Genomic DNA, 17,352 nt, shown 5'->3' with positions numbered 1-17,352 from the left:
GAACAAGTCATTGCTTTGAGGTTCAGCGAGCTTGGGTTAACAACTTCTGTATGGCAAGTATTTTAAACAAACTTGAAGATCTCGACGGTTGGTTGCGCAACAGGCTCAGGTATTGCATTTGGCACCATTGGTACCGAAGCGTAGCGGAGCTCATGACCGAAGGGAATAACAAACCCGAAAAGAAAAGGCGAAGCCTTATCCGCTTGGGTGTTCAGCAAGGACAAGCCTATGCATGGTCTCGTTCACGAATGGGAGGCTGGGCAATAGCTCAGAGTCCTATTTTGAGAACGACCATTACCCTTGAAAGGCTGAAGAAACGCGGTTATGAATCTATGCTCGACATTTACAAACAAATCACGCCTGTTAGACGTGATACTTTATTCTCCATAACTTAACGAACCGCCGTATACGTGACCCGCTTGGTTTATGCTGAGCTTTGCAAAGTATCTGGTGGTGTGAGAGGTTCTCCGCTAGGCTTAACGCCTAGCGGCTGCCTACTCGATTGGCAACTTTATTTTTTATTGATCTGTGAACCAGCAAAAAAGCCCCCAAGTAAACTTAGTAACGAAAAGAAACCATTTAGGATTAAATTCACATAGCTTGTCTTGACAGATACATAAATTATTAAACCAATAAATACTATTATAAAAAGAACTCCTACAATTAAAGAAGTTGTATGTTCACCCGAAAATAAATCAACTTTACTTTTGGCTGGTTCTCCTGCTACAGGTCCTGTCTGGGGAACTAAGTTCATGTCATTATTTTCCATTACTCAATTTCCTTCCAAATACTTAGTTGAAACTTCCGATGATTTTTGTTTTCAAGCGACTGATTCCTAAATTTCATCCAAAACTTAGAATCTGAATTAAGTACTTTTAATTCCACAGGTTTGGTTACTTCAACATAAGTACTACTATCCCAATTATTCAGTTGATAGTGTAGATATCCTGCATTCGAATCTTCCCAAAAAGTAGTGGAATATTTCTCACCTTCTTGAGAAAATGTAAATCTAATTTTATAATTCAAATTTTCATTTTCGATTATAAAAGTTAGGTTATCATCTTTATCTGGCATTAAAACAGATTCATTGTAAACCAATAATCTATTTTGTCCATTTTTATTCTGTGATACTATCATAGTTTTGTATTAAATATTGCAGGTAACAAGTGGATAAGACGCTATGCGTCTTATATCACTTATCTGACGTCTTTTTTAAGTTACTGTTATTCTTGTCGTTATTGGTTAAAATTACATCTAATGGACTCTTGATTTTTGCAAGAGACTTTTTGCAAACATGGGTATAAATTTCTGTTGTTTTAGACGAACTATGTCTTGGTATATCTTGAATGTATCTTAGGTCTGTTCCTATTAAAAACAATACAAAATCTATCACTATTGTTTCAGCCCCCTAAAAATATATATATTATTTAATATCCAGAAGGCTTTTTATATTTATGATCATAGAATCATTTTAAATAAGATTTATACCAACAAAATTGTAGAAGTAGTCCTGCCGGGTTTTAGGTAATCCTGTTGCGAAAATAGTCGCCCTGTTAGATCTAAAGTCGTCCTGTTACGAAAATAGTCGCCCTGTTGGGTAAAATGTCACCCTGTTAGGATTTTGCTCGTCCTGTTACGAAAATAGCTGTCCTGTTGAACAGGGCGAGTTTGAAAGTAACAGGGCGAGGTAAATAACAACAGGATTGGTAATAAGTCAACAGGGGGAGTAAAAATGTAACAGGACGCTCTGAAAATCAACAGGAGTAATAGCAAGCCTAACAGGACAAGTTAAAAAACAACAGGAAATGATGATAAGCTAACAGGACATCTAAAAACCCAACAGGGTTTGCGGTTAAAGCGACAGGACGTAAAAAATTCGAACAGGACGTGTAAACGCGGTGACTAAAACTGCTTATTTAAATCATTTATGAATAACAAGTATGTGTTTTAGAATATCCTGATCTAAGGCTAATCCAGAACATAAATTCTGAGCTTTGTGTGAAAGAAATGGGTTAATCAAATTATTCTAAAACAATCGAAATCAGTAATAATGGATGTTTTAAAACCGGTTTATACCGAGCAAAATGATTGTCAGGATTGCTATAAATGCATAAGGGAATGTAAATTGAAAGCTATTAAGGTGGTGAATAATTCAGCGCAGATCCTACAGGATGATTGTATTTATTGTGGTACATGCACGCAGATTTGTCCCGTAAATGCAAAAAAGGTACGTAATGATGTAGAGAAGGTGAAAAAGCTATTGAGACATAAGAAGGAAGTCATTGTTTCTTTGGCGCCATCTTTTGTTACCGAGTTTCCTGATCTTTCCGAAAAGCAATTGATTGCAGCTATAAAGTCGCTTGGTTTTAAAGCAGTATCAGAAACAGCATTGGGAGCGCAGGAGGTTTCCCGTCATGTGTCTGATTTTATGGCGGAGCAAGAGAAAGGTCTGTTTATTTCATCGGCATGTCCTTCGGTGGTAGAGATGATAGGGAAACACTATCCGCAGTACCGGAATAATATCACTCCCTTTTTATCGCCTTTATTAACCCATGCCAAATATCTAAAAGAAACTTTTGGAGATAAAGTACATGTGGTATTTATTGGTCCCTGTATTGCCAAAAAAGCAGAAAGTGATGCATTTCCAGAATTACTGGATGCTTCAATAACATTTGTTGATTTGGTGAAGTGGTTGGAAGAGGAAAGTATTGATCCTTATCTGTTTCCTGATTCTTCTCAGAATGATAAGTTTGTGCCTGGAAAAGCAGGGAAAGGAATATTGTATCCTATTGATGGAGGAATGATTATGGGAGTGAAAAACAATACCACAGCTACCGATGCTGTGTATATGACTTTTTCAGGAATCTCAAATATTCAGAATGTATTAAACGATTTAGACCAATTTAAAGGTTCTGGCAAGTTGTTTTTAGAATTACTTGCTTGCGATGGTGGTTGTGTGAATGGTCCGGGAACCAGTAAATCATACTCAACGGCATTAAAGCGATTGGAAGTAATCAACAATACAGAAGAGGAAGAAGCCTTTTATCTCCACACATCATTTTCTATTCGCCGTAATTTTAATTCTATCGTGCCGATACAGCATAATAAGCATTCCGAAAATAGTATTAAGGAAGCTCTAACCATGATTGGCAAATACTCCGAAAAGGATGAAATTAATTGTGGCGGTTGCGGTTACAACAGTTGTAGAGAATTTGCACAAGCTTATCTCGAGGACAGATCAGAACCAAACATGTGTGTCTCCTATATGCGAAAAATAGCACAGGATAAGTCTTCGGCTTTGCTTCGGAAAATACCATCCGGAGTGGTAATTGTAAACGATCAGTTAAAAGTAATTGAGGCGAATGAGAATTTTGCCAGAATTATTGGAGGGGAAATAGAATCCATCTACGAAGCGATTCCTGGCTTAGCAGATGCCGATCTTCAAAAGATAGTTCCTTTCCATAAGCTTTTTGCATCGGTACTCGCTACGGGAGAAGAACACCTGGAGCGAGATGTTCGCTTTGGAAGTAAAATGCTCCACATAAGTGTTTTTAGTATACAGAAAAACAAGATGCTGGGAGCTATCATAAGGGATATGTCGGAACCATTTATTCAGCGCGAAGAGGTGGTTTCACGAGCAAAATCAGTAAATCAGAAAAATCTGGAAACCGTACAGAAAATTGCCTATCTACTGGGGGAGAATGCTTCGGAAACAGAAGAAATGTTGAATTCAATAGTGGAGTTTTATACTCCTTCCGAAATGGAATAGTATATGAAGCGATCAGATTTTTATCTAGAGGTAGAATGCCTGCAACAAAACCAGCACGGACAGTCTATTTGCGGGGATGTTTTTATGTCGCGCAAGATTAAGGAGGAGGGAAGAACCATTTTGGTTCTTTCTGATGGTTTAGGTAGTGGTGTGAAGGCAAATGTCTTAGGAACCTTAACTGCTTCCATGATTTTGAATTACATGAAGGTAAATAAGGATATTCGTAAAGCTGCAGAGGTAATAATGAATACGCTTCCGGTTTGTAGCAAACGAAAAGCCAGCTATTCCACATTTACCATTGTAGATGTGGAGTGCGATGGAGAAACCCGAATCATTAGATATGATAATCCGGATTGTTTGATATTACGAGGTTTGGATACGATAACTCCGGATTATGAGGAATTACTATTGGATGGAGATAGCAATAAGGACAAGGTTTTATATTCCTATAGATTTAAGGCACAAAAGGAGGATAGAATTGTATTCTGTTCCGATGGAGTAACCAATTCTGGAATGGGCAGCCGTCGATGGCCATTTGGTTGGGGCTTAGAGAATTTAAAGCCATTTGTAATTGGCTTAATTCGAAAACATGTGTTTCTTTCGGCTCGCGATCTGGGGTCTAAAGTAGTTGAACGAGCTTGTGCCAACTATGGAAATGATCCAAAGGATGATACTTCCTGTGCCGTTTTGTATTATCGGGAGCCTAGAAATTTGATCATTTGCACCGGACCTCCCTACGAAAAATCAAAAGATGCGAAATTGGTTCGTCAGTTAAATGAATTTAAGGGGACAAAAATTGTTTGTGGAGGAACTACTGCGGGTATTGTATCCCGTGAATTACAAAAACCCATATCAGTAGATTTACAGATTACTGATAACGAATTGCCCCCCTTATCACATATAGAAGGTATTGATTTGGTTACGGAAGGGATTTTAACACTCGGTAAAGTATATCGATTATTGATAAATCATAAGCAAGGTATGGCGTTGGGTCACGGCCCTGCAGATTGCATTGTACGATTACTTATCGATAGCGATAAAATATTTCTGATTAATGGAACAAGGATTAATGTAGCACATCAGGATCCCAATTTGCCTGTTGAACTGGAAATAAGACGAACGGTGGTAAAAAACATCGTCGCACTACTTGAGGAAAAGTTTTTAAAAGAAGTAGATCTTAGCTATATTTAAAATCTTAACATTAAGTTGATAGTCGCTGGAAATAATTCTATTGCTATTCTGACTTAATTGTAAATCAAAAAGACTAAATAACCTTCATATTCCAAACTAAATTCTGGAGCTAAATGTCCGATAAAATTGAAATTACCATTTGTTTGGGTAGTTCTTGTTTCTCAAGGGGAAACGGTAAAACGCTAAAAGCGATAAACACTTTTCTGGAAGAAAATAAATTAAAAGACCAAGTGTTTTTTCATGGTGAATTATGTACCGGAAACTGTGCGAAAGGGCCAATATTGAAGATAAATGAGGATTTGTATGAGGAAATCGATCCTGAAAAAGTGAATGAGATCTTAAATGGTGTTTTTGGGCTGGTGTAAATCTGAGTTTCTTCAAATTTTAAAATTGATCTTATGCCATTAATTTCAACAAACAAAGACAAGTGTAATTTAAGTTATACTTGTATTAGGGTTTGTCCTGCAAAGGCAATAAAAATTGAAAATGATTTTGCTAATATCATTGGAAACAGATGTATAGGCTGTGGTAATTGTGTGACTATGTGTGCGCAATCTGCCATAGAATATCGTAAATCGGAGGATATTGTAAGACAACTATTGAGCGGAAATGATCCGGTGGTTGCAATTTGTGATCCTAGCATTTCGGGAGAATTTGATGATATATTAGATTACCGGAATTTTGTGGGCATGATTCGAGCCTTAGGATTTGATTACGTGGTAGAGGCAGCTTTTGGAGCTGATTTAGTTGCCTATAAGTATAAAGAATTATTCAATAATTTTCATGGTAAATACTACATTACGACCAAATGTCCTGCTTTAGTAAATCAGATTGAATATTTCCATCCTGAATTGGTGGAAAACCTTGCTCCAATCGTTCCTCCTGGTATTGCAATGGCTAAAGTGATGCGGAAGAAATATGGTAAGAATGTAAAACTAGTTTCTTTATCTCCTTGTGTTGCCAGTAAAAATGATGTGAAAGTATTTAATGGTACCGATGGTAATATTCATGCAGTATTGAGTTTTATAGAATTACGAAAGCTATTTGAAGAATTTGGGATAAGTGAAAATTCAGTTGAATATTCGGAGTTTGATCCTCCTTTTGCCAGATTAGGTGGGCTATTTCCAATTAGTCACGGATTATTCCAGGCTGCAGATATTGATATTAATATGTTGGATGGAGGAATCATTAGTACTGAAGGCAGAAATAATTTTCTTCGATCTATAAATGAATTTAAAACACAACGTAATTTAAATCAACATTTAGATTTATTTTATTGTGAGGGTTGTATAATGGGACCTGGCACAAGTCTCGGAGGGAGGAAATTTTCCAGAAGGTCTCAGGTTATCACCTATGTAAGAAAACGTCTGAAAACATTTGACGAGGAGCAATGGAAGAGAGATTTGGCAGATTATCAAGATCTGGATTTTAACAGAGAATTTATTTCTAAGGGAATGAATTTACCGGAGCCTTCCGAAGAGGAAGTTCAGACAGTATTGCTTGAAATGGGTAAAGGAAAAATTGAAGATCAGTTAGGTTGTGGTTCTTGTGGCTATGAGTCTTGTCGCGAATTTGCAATAGCCAAATGTCAAGGGCTGGCTAATTTTGAGATGTGTTCTTCTTTTACCATCAAGAATATGAATACCTATATTAAAGAGCTCGGTACTATTAACGAAAAGCTTACCAAAACAAAAACAGCATTAAAGGAATCGGAGAAGATAGCAAACGAAGAAAGACATTTGGCTCAAGAGGCATCCGAGACGGTATCTGCCATGTTGCAGAAACTTCCTTCTGGTGTTGTTATTGTCGATGCAGATTTAAAAGTTATTGAATCTAACAGAAGCTTTGTTGATCTTTTGGGGGAAGAAACTCGTTTGTTGAATGAAATCATTCCCGGATTAGTGGATGCAGATCTTACTAAGCTTATTCCGTTTTACAAGCTATTTTCCACCGTTATCATAAATGGAGAAGATATTTTAAACCGGGATGTTCACTACGGAAACCGACTGTTTAATATTTCTGTTTTTACGATTAAAAAAAATCAAATTGTTGGTGGAATAATAAGAGATTTGTATGCTCCGGAAGTCCGAAAAGAGGAGGTGATAGGAAGAGCCAGAGCTGTAATAAAAGAAAATCTGCAAACGGTACAGCAAATTGCGTTTCTGCTTGGCGAAAGTGCTTCGAAAACCGAAAAACTATTAAGTTCTATCATTAAATCCCACACATCGGGAGAAGAGGAGAAAGGGAAATAATGGAAGAAAAATTTCATGTCGATATTGATTGTCAGCAATTGTTTCATCATGGTGAAATGATTTGTGGAGATGTTTTTCTTTCTACCAGAATAAAAGAGGAAAACAGAACGATTGTAGTTTTAAGCGATGGAATGGGAAGTGGGGTGAAAGCGAATGTTCTTGCTACTTTAACTGCTTCTATGGCCATGAATTTCACCATGGAACATAAGGATGTGAAAACTATCGCCGAGATAATTATGAATACACTGCCGGTTTGCAGTGTGCGTAAAGTTAGCTACTCCACTTTTACTATTTTAGATATCGAATATGATGGAACAACACGTATTCTTGAATTTGATAATCCTTCCTGTGTTGTGATGAGAGGAGCCAATATCTTTGATCCTGGTTGGAGAACCATAGTAATGGATAGTGAGGAGAATAAAGGTAAAGAGTTGCGAACTTGTGCTTTTACGGCTCGTAAGGAAGATCGGATTCTTTTTTGGTCCGATGGTATTATGCAATCCGGAATGGGAAGTAAGGAATTTCCTTTCGGGTGGAGCCATGAGAATGTTGTGAAGTATGTTACCAATGTAGTGAAAGGTACTCCCTTTATTTCTGCCCGAAATTTAGGATTGAAATTAGTGAAACAGGCATCGCGTAACGATCAGAATGAATTAAAAGATGACACTAGTGCTGGTGTGATATATTTTAGGGAGCCAAGAAAACTTTTAATATGCACCGGGCCTCCATTCGAAAAAGACAAGGACTCTGAATTAGCTATGAGGGTTTACCATTTTAAAGGAAAGAAAATCATATGTGGAGRAACTACAGCTGAAATATTGGCCCGGGAATTGAGTCTGAAATTTGCTGCAGGAATGAAAATTACGGATCCGGAATTGCCACCAGCATCGTATATGGAAAGTATCAATTTGGTTACCGAAGGCATTCTAACCATCGGTAAGGTGGCAAGAATACTGGAGGATTATAATAACGATTACCAATTAGGAGAAGGACCTGCAGATCAAATCGCACATTACCTATTACAAAGCGATAAGATATCTATTATTTCCGGTACTCGAATTAATTTTGCACATCAGGATCCCAGTTTACCTGTTGAATTAGAAATCCGAAGAACAGTGGTGAAAAAAATTGTTGGTTTGCTGGAAGAAAAATTTCTAAAAGACGTAAGCCTGACTTTTATTTAATATACTTGTCCACTATTGTTAGTAATTTTTTACTGGAAATGGGCTTAGCGATATAATCATCACAACCAGCATCTAAACTTTTTAACCTATCTTCTGCCATCGCATAGGCAGTTTGAGAAATGATAGGAATATTTGGATTCTCTCCCTTTATGATTTTAGTGGTTTCAAAACCATTGAGGAACGGCATTTGAATGTCCATCAGGATAAGGTCAATTTTATTTTCATGAAATAATTCTACTGCCTTAAGACCATCTGTAGCCCATAGGATTTTAGCACCAGTCTTTTTGATAACTTCTTCAAGATAAAGGTAATTTGATTCCACATCTTCTGCTATCAGAATGGTTTTCATAGACCAATTAAAAGCTTCTTGCTTCATGAGAAAGTTTGGTGTTTTTGCATTAAAGTTAGGCTGCTAAGATAAATAAAATTATTGGATTGAATCTGTTGATAACTTGCTATCAGTAATATTGAACAACTGTTTAAAGACATACATTTCAATTTAAAACCGCTTAATTATTAGCTAAGTTTGATTATTTGGAAGTTATATATAATGGGGATAGGGAAGATATATTGTGTCGTTGAATTAGTTGACTTTATCTGCTTAATTGTTACTTTTGAAAATCTTTGACCGTAAAACCTCTTCATGATTTCAAAACTCTTAAGAATAGGATTCTCTATTAGCTTTATATTTTTTTCATGGTCAAGCCATGCTCAAATTTCATGTGGTGGCTCTCCAATATATAACAAAAGGACTACTAAGTCGGAGGTGAAAGTTCAGTATTTACCTCGTTTTGAATCAAGTTATTCTATAAATAACAAGGATAACATCGGTGGGAACAGGCTAAAACTCGCTCAATACGCTTATCGTTTTAAGGTTGACTATAATGCTAACGAATACGGATCATGGGAAACTATAGAGAATGGGAGAAGAGTATGGCGTTTCGCATTGTCCTCATCAGGTGCATTTTCTCTTGGAATTATTTTTTCTAAATTTAAACTACCCAAAGGAGGACAGCTGTTTATATACAGTAATCAGAATGATCAGGTATTAGGAGCTTACACGGAAAAAAATAATAAGAAATCGGGAAAACTATCGGTTGAACCATTAGCTGGGGATATGGCAATTATTGAATATATAGAGCCACAAGACGCTGATTTTACAGCAGAGATTGAAATAGGAGCTGTATTACACGATTATAAAAACATATTTAATTTATTGCAAGGAGAAGCAACTTATCTAAAATCTTCCGGAACCTGTAATGTTGATATTAATTGTCCGGAGGGAGCAGATTGGCAAACAGAAAAAGAAGCTGTTTGCCATATTCTTTATGGAGGATGGATTGCTACCGGTGCCTTGGTTAATAATACGAATTTTGATGGACGACCGTTCTTCCTTACAGCACACCATGCGATTAACACGCAAGATGATGCGGACATAGCTATATTTTATTTTAATTACGAAAATTCAAGTTGCAATACTGCTGATGCATTAAAATCGCAATCCATTTCCGGATCTACCTTATTAGCTACTACAGTCAATTTAGATTTTACCCTACTCGAATTATCTGTAATGCCTCCGGCTGCCTATACTCCATATTATGCAGGGTGGGATAGATCTGGAAGAGTGCCGGCAAGAACTGTGTGTATTCATCACCCAAGTGGGGATGCAAAAAAAATATCTATTGATTATGATTCTCCGGTGACAGATTCTTATTCTGATACCAAATTTACTTTTGATGCAAATACACATTGGCGGATAGGAGAATGGGATATTGGCACAACAGAAGGAGGTTCATCGGGTTCACCTCTTTTTGATGAAAATCACCGGATTATTGGAGATCTCACAGGAGGAGAAGCCAGCTGTTCGAACTCCATAAATGATTTTTATGCGAAATTTTCCGAGAGCTGGAATAATTATCCCGGGGACAGTGAGCAGTTGAAAGTGTGGTTGGATCCTTTAAATCTGGGCGTTGAAACTCTGGATGGTTTCGACCCTTACGCTGGTTTAAGGGCTAATTTTATTATATCGGACGACACAATATGTATAAATTCTCCTGTTACTTTGGCAGATTTTTCTACAGGTGATCCAGATAGTTATAATTGGGATTTTGGTCAAGATGCTGTTCCGGCAAATTCTACGGATAAGGTGCCGAGTGAAATAGTTTATAGTAGTGATGGATTAAAAACAGTGAAGTTAATCGTTCAAAAAAATGGAGTTGTGGATAGTTTATCAAATACCATTTTGGTAATGGATTATCCATTTGCGGATTTTGATTATACTTTAGAGAAGCAGACAATTCAAATAATAAATACATCACTTAATGCCTTTAGCTATGAATGGAATTTTGGAGATGGAGGTCTATCTGATCTTGAAAATCCACTGCATTCTTACAGTTTAGGAGGAAATTATGAAGTGAATTTAAGCGTGAAAAATGTTTGTGGATTGAATACGACTCAAAAGGAGATTAAAACATCCTATAAGGATCAATTAAGTATATATCCAAATCCTTCTAATGGAATATTCACCGTTGATTTGAGTAAAATTACTTATTCACAAATAGTCTGGGGGATATATTCCTCAAATGGATCATTAGTTAAGAATGGACTTATAGCTCAATATAGCAATTCCCTTGATGTTAACTTAAATGGTCAAGCACCTGATATTTATATTCTGAATCTTAATGTAGATGGAGAAGTTTTAAAACGAAAGCTAGTCCTGGTGAAATAAAATGAATTCTTTAAATATCAGAATATTTGATTCTCCCGATTTTCTTTTAGGAGAATCAAATAATATTAAAGTGTACATATTAATAGATAGGGCAGCAGAATAATGATATGCAGAATGTATCTATCTACTTTTCAATCTTTTCAAAAGAAGTTACAATTCCTCGAATTAAGGCGGAGGAAAATCCCCGATGTTCCATCTCATTCAATCCTACAATGGTGCAACCTTTAGGTGTGGTGACTTTGTCAATTTCTGATTCCGGATGATTATTGTTCTTTTGAAGCATTTCGGCTGCTCCTTTCACAGTTTGTGAAACAATCTGTTTTGCTGTGTTAGCATCAAATCCAATTTGAATTCCACCTTGAATCATTGCTCTGATGAATCTGAATACAAATGCGATTCCGCATGCACCCAGAATGGTTGCTGCCTCCATTAATTCTTCATTGATGATAAGGCTTTCACCAATGGAATCAAAAATAAATTTCACCATCTTCACTTCTTCTGCGATGGCATTTTTATCACAGATACAAGTTATAGATTCCCTGATATTTGCGGCAATATTAGGCATGGCTCTAAATACCGGAATTTTATGCTCTAACATCTCCGATATTTCAGATGTACTTAAGCCAGTTGCCAGAGAAACCAAAATATGCTGCTCCGCTTTAATTTCGCTCCTAATTTCGTTAATAATTTTAGATACGTTATAAGGCTTCACTGCAAGTAATATAATATTGCTGTTTCGAACAGCCATTACATTATCAGATGTAATATTAATACCTGCATCCTTCAGATCTGTTATTTTAGATAAAGTTCTTCTGGTTACCGTTATATTAGAAGGGCTTAATTCTTTGTTATTTAATAAACCATTGGCAATCGACTTCCCTAAATTACCACAACCGATAATACATATTCCTCTATTTTTCATGAAATGAAATTATAATACATTTAAAATTTTGTGTTTAAACTCAGCAATTTGCAGGCATCTTCATATTTAATGTAATGCAGGAAAAGCATGAAATACTACCGATAGAGAAATCGTTTAAAGAGTGGTGGTGTGACTCAACCTGTAAAGTTGAATATCAAATGTAGTACTTTTTCGTGAATATAGATAATAGGTACTAAGTAATGGAATGGACGAAGCTATTATCTCTAATATGGATAATGAAGAAAAAATATTACTTATTGAATTGGATGTGTAATGCACGAAAAACAGATACTTACGTCGGGGTGAGTGGGTGTAATTTTATTTGAAATCAGCTATTATTAGAAATGTTATTTTGGATTCAGAAAAATTTCCATACATTTGATAAATCGATTTAGTAAAACGGTTTAGTCTGTAGGAAGTGAAAAAAAAATCTATAAATGATATTGCGAAGGAGCTTGGATTTTCCAAGACAACCATTTCGTTTGTTTTGAATAACAAGGGAGACGAGAAGAATATTAGTAAAAGAACCCAAGAAATTATTCTTGAATATGTTCGCAAAGTTAATTACCAACCCAATCAGATTGCTAAGAGTTTGAAAAATGGCAAGACAAATACAATTGGTTATTTGGTGCCAGATATTTCAAATCCCTTTTACGCCCGTATTGGCAGATTGATTGAGGATTTGCTGTGGGAGCAAGGATATCATTTGATTATTGGCAGTACTGATGAGAAGCAGGAAAAGGAAGATTTATTGCTCAGTATGTTTGTCAATAGACAGGTAGACGGATTAATTATAGCTTCTTGCTTTTCGGATCTTCATCGGTTAAAAACCTTGTCTGCCCAGAATTTTCCGATGGTGTTTTTCGATAGGGAGGATCCTGATTTTAATGCGAATTATATCTTAGTTGAAAATCAGAAACCGATGAGAGAGGCGGTTCAAAAGATAATTGATAAAGGAGCAACTAAAATTGGATTATTATCCATTACCCCAAATATTTATTCCTTAAAACTTAGGATTAATGGTTATAAAGATGCCCTGGCAAAGAATAGCATAAAATTGGATGAAAACTTGATTCGTATTGTGGATAATAACGATTTGCAGGAGAGTACACAGGCACAACTAAATTACTTAATGAGTCAAAAGGTTGATGCGATTGCCTTTACAAATAACCAGATTACAGCTATTGCTATTTGGTGGATGAATACCATTCACAAGAAGGATTTGTCAGAGATTAAATTTGTGAGTTTTGATAATCTGGATTTATTCGATTATTCAATACCTAGAGTTGTTTCTGTTGCACAACCAATTGAGGAAATAGCTAAGTACGCAGTTGATATATTAAAAGAAGTGATTCAATCAAATGATAGAGTAATAAAAAGAATTGAGTTAAAACCTAAATTAATAGAACGTTAAGAATTTATGAAAAATAATTATTTAAAATCAGGTCCCGTTTTTCTGGCATTTTTATGTATGGGTTTTGGAGATGTTGTGGGTCCATTAACAAGTCAGCTTCAAAGTGAATATCAACTTTCTAATTTTTTAGCTGGTTTTGTTACATTTATGGGGTTTATTATGTTTGGACTACTTTCCGTGCCGATGGGATTGTATCAGGATAGAAAGGGGAAAAAACATGTATTGGTATTAGGAATGATTGCTGCATTAATTGGCTTACTTTTGCCCATTATAGGTCAGTTTGCTTCCTTTGGTTTATTATTGGCATCTCTTCTTTTACTTGGTACGGGAGCAACTTTATTGCAAGTCGCGGGAAATCCAATAATGAGAGATGTATCTCCTGATGGAAAATACTCGCGAAATTTATCCTTTGGTCAGTTTATTAAAGCTATAGGTTCCCTGTCGGGAGCATTACTCCCTTTGTTAGCTGCTAAATATTGGGGTTTAGATTGGAAGATACTATTTCCGATATATGCCATATTGGTGCTTATTGCAGTAATTTATTTATGGATTGTAAAAATTGATGAAAAGAAAAATAATACTTCCTCGCCAGCATCATTTGGATCAGTTTTGGCTTTACTGAAAAACAGATATGTTTTTTTTATGGTACTAGCTATTTTCCTTTATGTTGGTGCAGAGGTTAGTATGAGTGCTAAGTTGCCTAATTACCTGGAATATAAATTTAATTTCGATATTAAAGAAATGGGTTTGTGGGGAACATTATTTTTCTTTTTATCCTTAATGATTGGGCGATTTCTCGGTGGGGTTATTCTTAATTGGATGATACCTTCAAAATTTTTGAGATTAACTACCCTCTTATCCATATTGGGAATTGCAAGTTTATATTTTGCCACCACTTCTCTATTTGGCTTTGTGTCTATATTTATTATTGGATTAGGCTTTGCCAATATATTTCCGCTGGTATTTTCCATCACCATTGATGCAATGCCAGAAAGGAGTAATGAAATTTCCGGATTAATGGTAACTGCGATTATTGGAGGGGCAATAGTACCTCTTATTTTTGGTGCAGTTGTGGATATTTTCACACTTATGGTAGGATTTGCTGTTCCGATGCTATGTATTGTCTACATTTTGGGATTATCATTTTATAATATAAAACAGGTATAACATGAATATTTGGAGCGATAAAAGAGTGGTGTTAACGCTTGATGCAGGAGGAACTAATTTTGTTTTTTCGGCCATAAAAAGCGGGGAGGAGATCGTTGAACCAATTTGCAAACCAGCAAATGCTGATAACCTGGAGGTTTGTTTGCAAACAATAATCGATGGTTTTCGGGAGGTGTTAAATGTTCTCCAAGAAAAGCCAGTTGCTATAAGTTTTGCATTTCCCGGTCCGGCTGATTATAAAAATGGGATCATTGGAGATTTACCTAATTTACCGGCATTTAAAGGTGGGGTAGCACTTGGTCCAATGTTGGAAGAATATTTTAATATCCCTGTTTTTATCAATAATGATGGTGATTTATTTGCATATGGAGAGGCTTTAGGAGGTGTTCTGCCCGAAATCAATAAGCGATTAAAGGCAGAGAATAGCGCAAAGCAATATCGTAATTTAATTGGGGTAACCTTAGGAACCGGTTTTGGTGGTGGCTTGGTTCATAATGATGAATTATTCATAGGGGATAACTCTATTGCAGCAGAGGTGTGGTTAACAAGTTCCAGATTGTTTCCGGAACGCTTTGCCGAGGAGGGAATTAGTACTAGAGCAATACAACGTGTTTTTCTTGAAAATGCAATCGGACAATATCCAGACTATTTAATGCCTAAGGATATTCATGATATTGCTCTAAATAAGAATCAGTCGGATCAAAAAGCTGCTTTACTGGCTTTTGAACAGTTTGGTAAATGTTTGGGGGATAGTTTGGCCAATTTATTCACTATCACGGATGGAATTGCTGTAATCGGAGGAGGACTAACGGGAGCATATCAATTATATATGCCTGCTGCATTAAAAGAGATGAATGGTAAATGCCATAAGGCTAATGGTGAAGCTTTACCTCGTTTGGTTCAAAAAGTTTATAATATCGACAACGAAAATGAATTTTTGGAATTTGCCAAGGACCGATCGAAGGAGATTAAAATTCCAGGTACCGATAAAACAATTAAATATGACCCAATACCAAAATTAGCTGTTTGCTCCAGTAAACTGGGAGCAAGTAGAGCAATTGGCTTAGGTGCTTATGCTTTTGCCTTAAAGAATCTTCCAGAATAAATATTGAATCTGCAAACATGGAAAGAAGAACATTTTTTAAAAATTCAATTCTATTTACCGGAGGCATTGCCCTTACAGGGATGAAAGGATATGCATCATTAAAACAAATGAAGTATATCTCTAATAGACCTCTTCCTGATAATCGTTTGTTTGTAAGTCCTGTTATTGATGAAATTATAGATAAGGTTAAAAAAGAGATAAGGAATCCGGAATTAGCATGGATGTTTGAAAATTGCTTTCCTAATACGCTGGATTCTACAGTTTACTATTCAGAAGAAAAGGGAAGGCCAGACACATTTGTGATTACCGGAGATATTAACGCCATGTGGTTGAGAGATTCTACAGCTCAGGTCTGGCCATATTTGCCATTTGTTGATGGAGATGAACATTTGAGAAAATTATTTCAGGGTTTAATAAACAGACAAACTAAGTGTGTAAATATTGATTCCTATGCAAATGCTTTTAACAAAGATTCGGAGGGAAGTCATTGGGAAAGTGATAATACGGATATGAAGCCAGAATTACATGAAAGAAAATGGGAAATTGATTCTTTGTGTTATACCATCCGTTTGGCATATCATTATTGGAAAGCCACCGGAGATGTAAGTTGCTTTGATACACAATGGCAAGAAGCCGCCAAAAAAATTGTAAAAACATTTAAAGAACAGCAAAGAAAAGAAGGAAGAGGATCTTATACTTTTCAACGAAAAACATCTAATCCATACGACACCCTGCCAGGAAATGGTTATGGAAATCCGATGAATCCAATTGGTTTAATTGTTTCATCTTTTCGACCTTCTGATGATGCTACCGTATTGCCTTTTTTGATACCATCGAATTATTTTGCTGTAGTTTCCTTAAAGCAATTGTCTGAGATTTTAGCTCAATTGCAAATTGATACTGTACTTGCAAAAGAAGCGTTAGAATTGGCTCAAGAAGTGGAGATTGCATTGGGTGAGTTTGCGATTTCAAAGCATCTGGATTATGGCAGGACCATTGCATTTGAAGTAGATGGTTTTGGAAACAAACTCTTTATGGATGATGCAAATATCCCAAGTTTATTGTCTTTGCCATATTTAGGTGCACTTAAACCAAATGATCCTGTTTATCTGAGTACACGTGAATTTATTTTGAGTATAAAGAATCCTTGGTTTTTTAAAGGTAAATATGCCGAAGGAATTGGAGGTCCGCATGTCGGTGTTGACCAGATTTGGCCAATGAGTATTATTATGAGAGCAATAACATCAGAGAAAGATGAGGAAATTATTGCTTGTCTGAAAATGCTCATGAAATCTCATGCGGGAACCGGATTTATGCATGAAACATTCCATAAAGATAATCCTGAAAATTATACCAGATCCTGGTTTGCTTGGGCGAATACCTTGTTTGGTGAATTAGTTCTTAAAGTCTATAAAGAAAGGCCTTCCATTTTAGCTTCTATCTAAATAATTCGTAGCAAGTATTAAACAGATAGAAGTGAGAAGAAAGGGCTGATTATTAATTTATAGTAGTAGTGTGCTAACCGGAAGGAGAGACTTTAGCAGGAATCTCTTTCTGGATCCTCTTAAATCGTTTTAGATTTAGTAATTAGATTAAATTAGTTGTGGAAACCCCGGAAAA

Annotated in this window: 15 protein-coding genes; 11 read left to right on the top strand and 4 right to left on the bottom strand. The window is 36.1% G+C overall.

Annotated features, from left to right (window positions below; translation table 11 throughout):
• Positions 1-152 precede the first annotated feature (152 nt).
• Positions 153-395: a hypothetical protein gene (locus DLK05_RS17820; RefSeq protein ID WP_235831951.1), complete on the top strand. Its 243-nt coding sequence runs from the start codon at positions 153-155 to the stop codon at positions 393-395.
• Between the two features lie 116 nt (positions 396-511).
• On the opposite strand, the gene DLK05_RS04595 is transcribed toward DLK05_RS17820, so the two are convergent.
• Both DLK05_RS04595 and DLK05_RS04590 read right to left on the bottom strand, forming a co-directional pair.
• Complete coding sequence (locus DLK05_RS04595; protein WP_127342830.1) at positions 512-769, bottom strand: hypothetical protein; 258 nt, start codon at positions 767-769, stop codon at positions 512-514.
• Positions 769-1,137 carry a DUF6864 domain-containing function gene (locus DLK05_RS04590; RefSeq protein ID WP_127342828.1) on the bottom strand — a complete coding sequence of 123 codons (369 nt, stop codon included), beginning with the start codon at positions 1,135-1,137 and terminating at the stop codon, positions 769-771. The genes DLK05_RS04595 and DLK05_RS04590 overlap by 1 nt, the downstream gene beginning before the upstream one ends.
• Before the next feature lie 913 nt (positions 1,138-2,050).
• Here DLK05_RS04590 and DLK05_RS04580 point away from each other — a divergent pair.
• From DLK05_RS04580 to DLK05_RS04560, 5 genes are all read left to right on the top strand, one after another.
• Complete coding sequence (locus tag DLK05_RS04580) at positions 2,051-3,769, top strand: [Fe-Fe] hydrogenase large subunit C-terminal domain-containing protein (RefSeq protein ID WP_127342826.1); 1,719 nt, start codon at positions 2,051-2,053, stop codon at positions 3,767-3,769.
• A gap of 3 nt (positions 3,770-3,772) precedes the next feature.
• Positions 3,773-4,960, top strand: a complete 1,188-nt coding sequence (locus tag DLK05_RS04575; RefSeq protein ID WP_127342824.1) for a SpoIIE family protein phosphatase — start codon at positions 3,773-3,775, stop codon at positions 4,958-4,960.
• A 113-nt stretch (positions 4,961-5,073) separates the two neighbouring features.
• On the top strand, positions 5,074-5,325 hold the full coding sequence (locus tag DLK05_RS04570) for an NAD(P)H-dependent oxidoreductase subunit E (RefSeq protein ID WP_127342823.1): 252 nt from the start codon (positions 5,074-5,076) through the stop codon (positions 5,323-5,325).
• A 33-nt stretch (positions 5,326-5,358) separates the two neighbouring features.
• Positions 5,359-7,212 (top strand): [Fe-Fe] hydrogenase large subunit C-terminal domain-containing protein, encoded by a 1,854-nt coding sequence (locus tag DLK05_RS04565; RefSeq protein ID WP_127342822.1) that lies wholly within the window; start codon positions 5,359-5,361, stop codon positions 7,210-7,212.
• Positions 7,212-8,396 carry a SpoIIE family protein phosphatase gene (locus tag DLK05_RS04560; RefSeq protein ID WP_127342821.1) on the top strand — a complete coding sequence of 395 codons (1,185 nt, stop codon included), beginning with the start codon at positions 7,212-7,214 and terminating at the stop codon, positions 8,394-8,396. The genes DLK05_RS04565 and DLK05_RS04560 overlap by 1 nt, the downstream gene beginning before the upstream one ends.
• On the opposite strand, the gene DLK05_RS04555 is transcribed toward DLK05_RS04560, so the two are convergent.
• A complete protein-coding gene (locus DLK05_RS04555) occupies positions 8,389-8,772 on the bottom strand; it encodes a response regulator (protein ID WP_127342820.1) in 384 nt (127 codons plus the stop codon). The two genes, DLK05_RS04560 and DLK05_RS04555, sit on opposite strands and share 8 nt — an antisense overlap.
• A gap of 267 nt (positions 8,773-9,039) precedes the next feature.
• Here DLK05_RS04555 and DLK05_RS04550 point away from each other — a divergent pair, with 267 nt between their 5' ends.
• Positions 9,040-11,124, top strand: coding sequence for a PKD domain-containing protein (locus tag DLK05_RS04550; protein WP_127342819.1), 2,085 nt, complete (start codon positions 9,040-9,042; stop codon positions 11,122-11,124).
• 124 nt (positions 11,125-11,248) lie between these two features.
• Here DLK05_RS04550 and proC read toward each other — a convergent pair whose 3' ends face one another.
• Entirely contained in the window at positions 11,249-12,046 is a 798-nt protein-coding gene (gene proC, locus DLK05_RS04545; RefSeq protein ID WP_127342818.1) for a pyrroline-5-carboxylate reductase, read from the bottom strand.
• 418 nt (positions 12,047-12,464) lie between these two features.
• On the opposite strand from proC, the gene DLK05_RS04540 reads away from it, so the two are divergent.
• From DLK05_RS04540 to DLK05_RS04525, 4 genes are read left to right on the top strand one after another with little or no spacing between them, the layout of a single operon-like run.
• The gene (locus DLK05_RS04540; protein ID WP_127342817.1) at positions 12,465-13,460 is read left to right on the top strand and encodes a LacI family DNA-binding transcriptional regulator; all 996 of its coding nucleotides are present in this window, start codon (positions 12,465-12,467) and stop codon (positions 13,458-13,460) included.
• 6 nt (positions 13,461-13,466) lie between these two features.
• The gene (locus DLK05_RS04535; RefSeq protein WP_127342816.1) at positions 13,467-14,627 is read left to right on the top strand and encodes an MFS transporter; all 1,161 of its coding nucleotides are present in this window, start codon (positions 13,467-13,469) and stop codon (positions 14,625-14,627) included.
• Position 14,628: 1 nt separating this feature from the next.
• The gene (locus DLK05_RS04530; RefSeq protein WP_127342815.1) at positions 14,629-15,732 is read left to right on the top strand and encodes an ROK family protein; all 1,104 of its coding nucleotides are present in this window, start codon (positions 14,629-14,631) and stop codon (positions 15,730-15,732) included.
• A gap of 17 nt (positions 15,733-15,749) precedes the next feature.
• Positions 15,750-17,177 carry a glycoside hydrolase family 125 protein gene (locus DLK05_RS04525; RefSeq protein ID WP_127342813.1) on the top strand — a complete coding sequence of 476 codons (1,428 nt, stop codon included), beginning with the start codon at positions 15,750-15,752 and terminating at the stop codon, positions 17,175-17,177.
• Positions 17,178-17,352 lie beyond the last annotated feature (175 nt).

It is taken from the genome of Ancylomarina longa, from assembly GCF_003996985.1.
Taxonomy (GTDB): domain Bacteria; phylum Bacteroidota; class Bacteroidia; order Bacteroidales; family Marinifilaceae; genus Ancylomarina_A; species Ancylomarina_A longa.
Note: the sequence above shows the minus strand (reverse complement) of the source record. Positions and strands in the feature narration are given on the sequence as shown.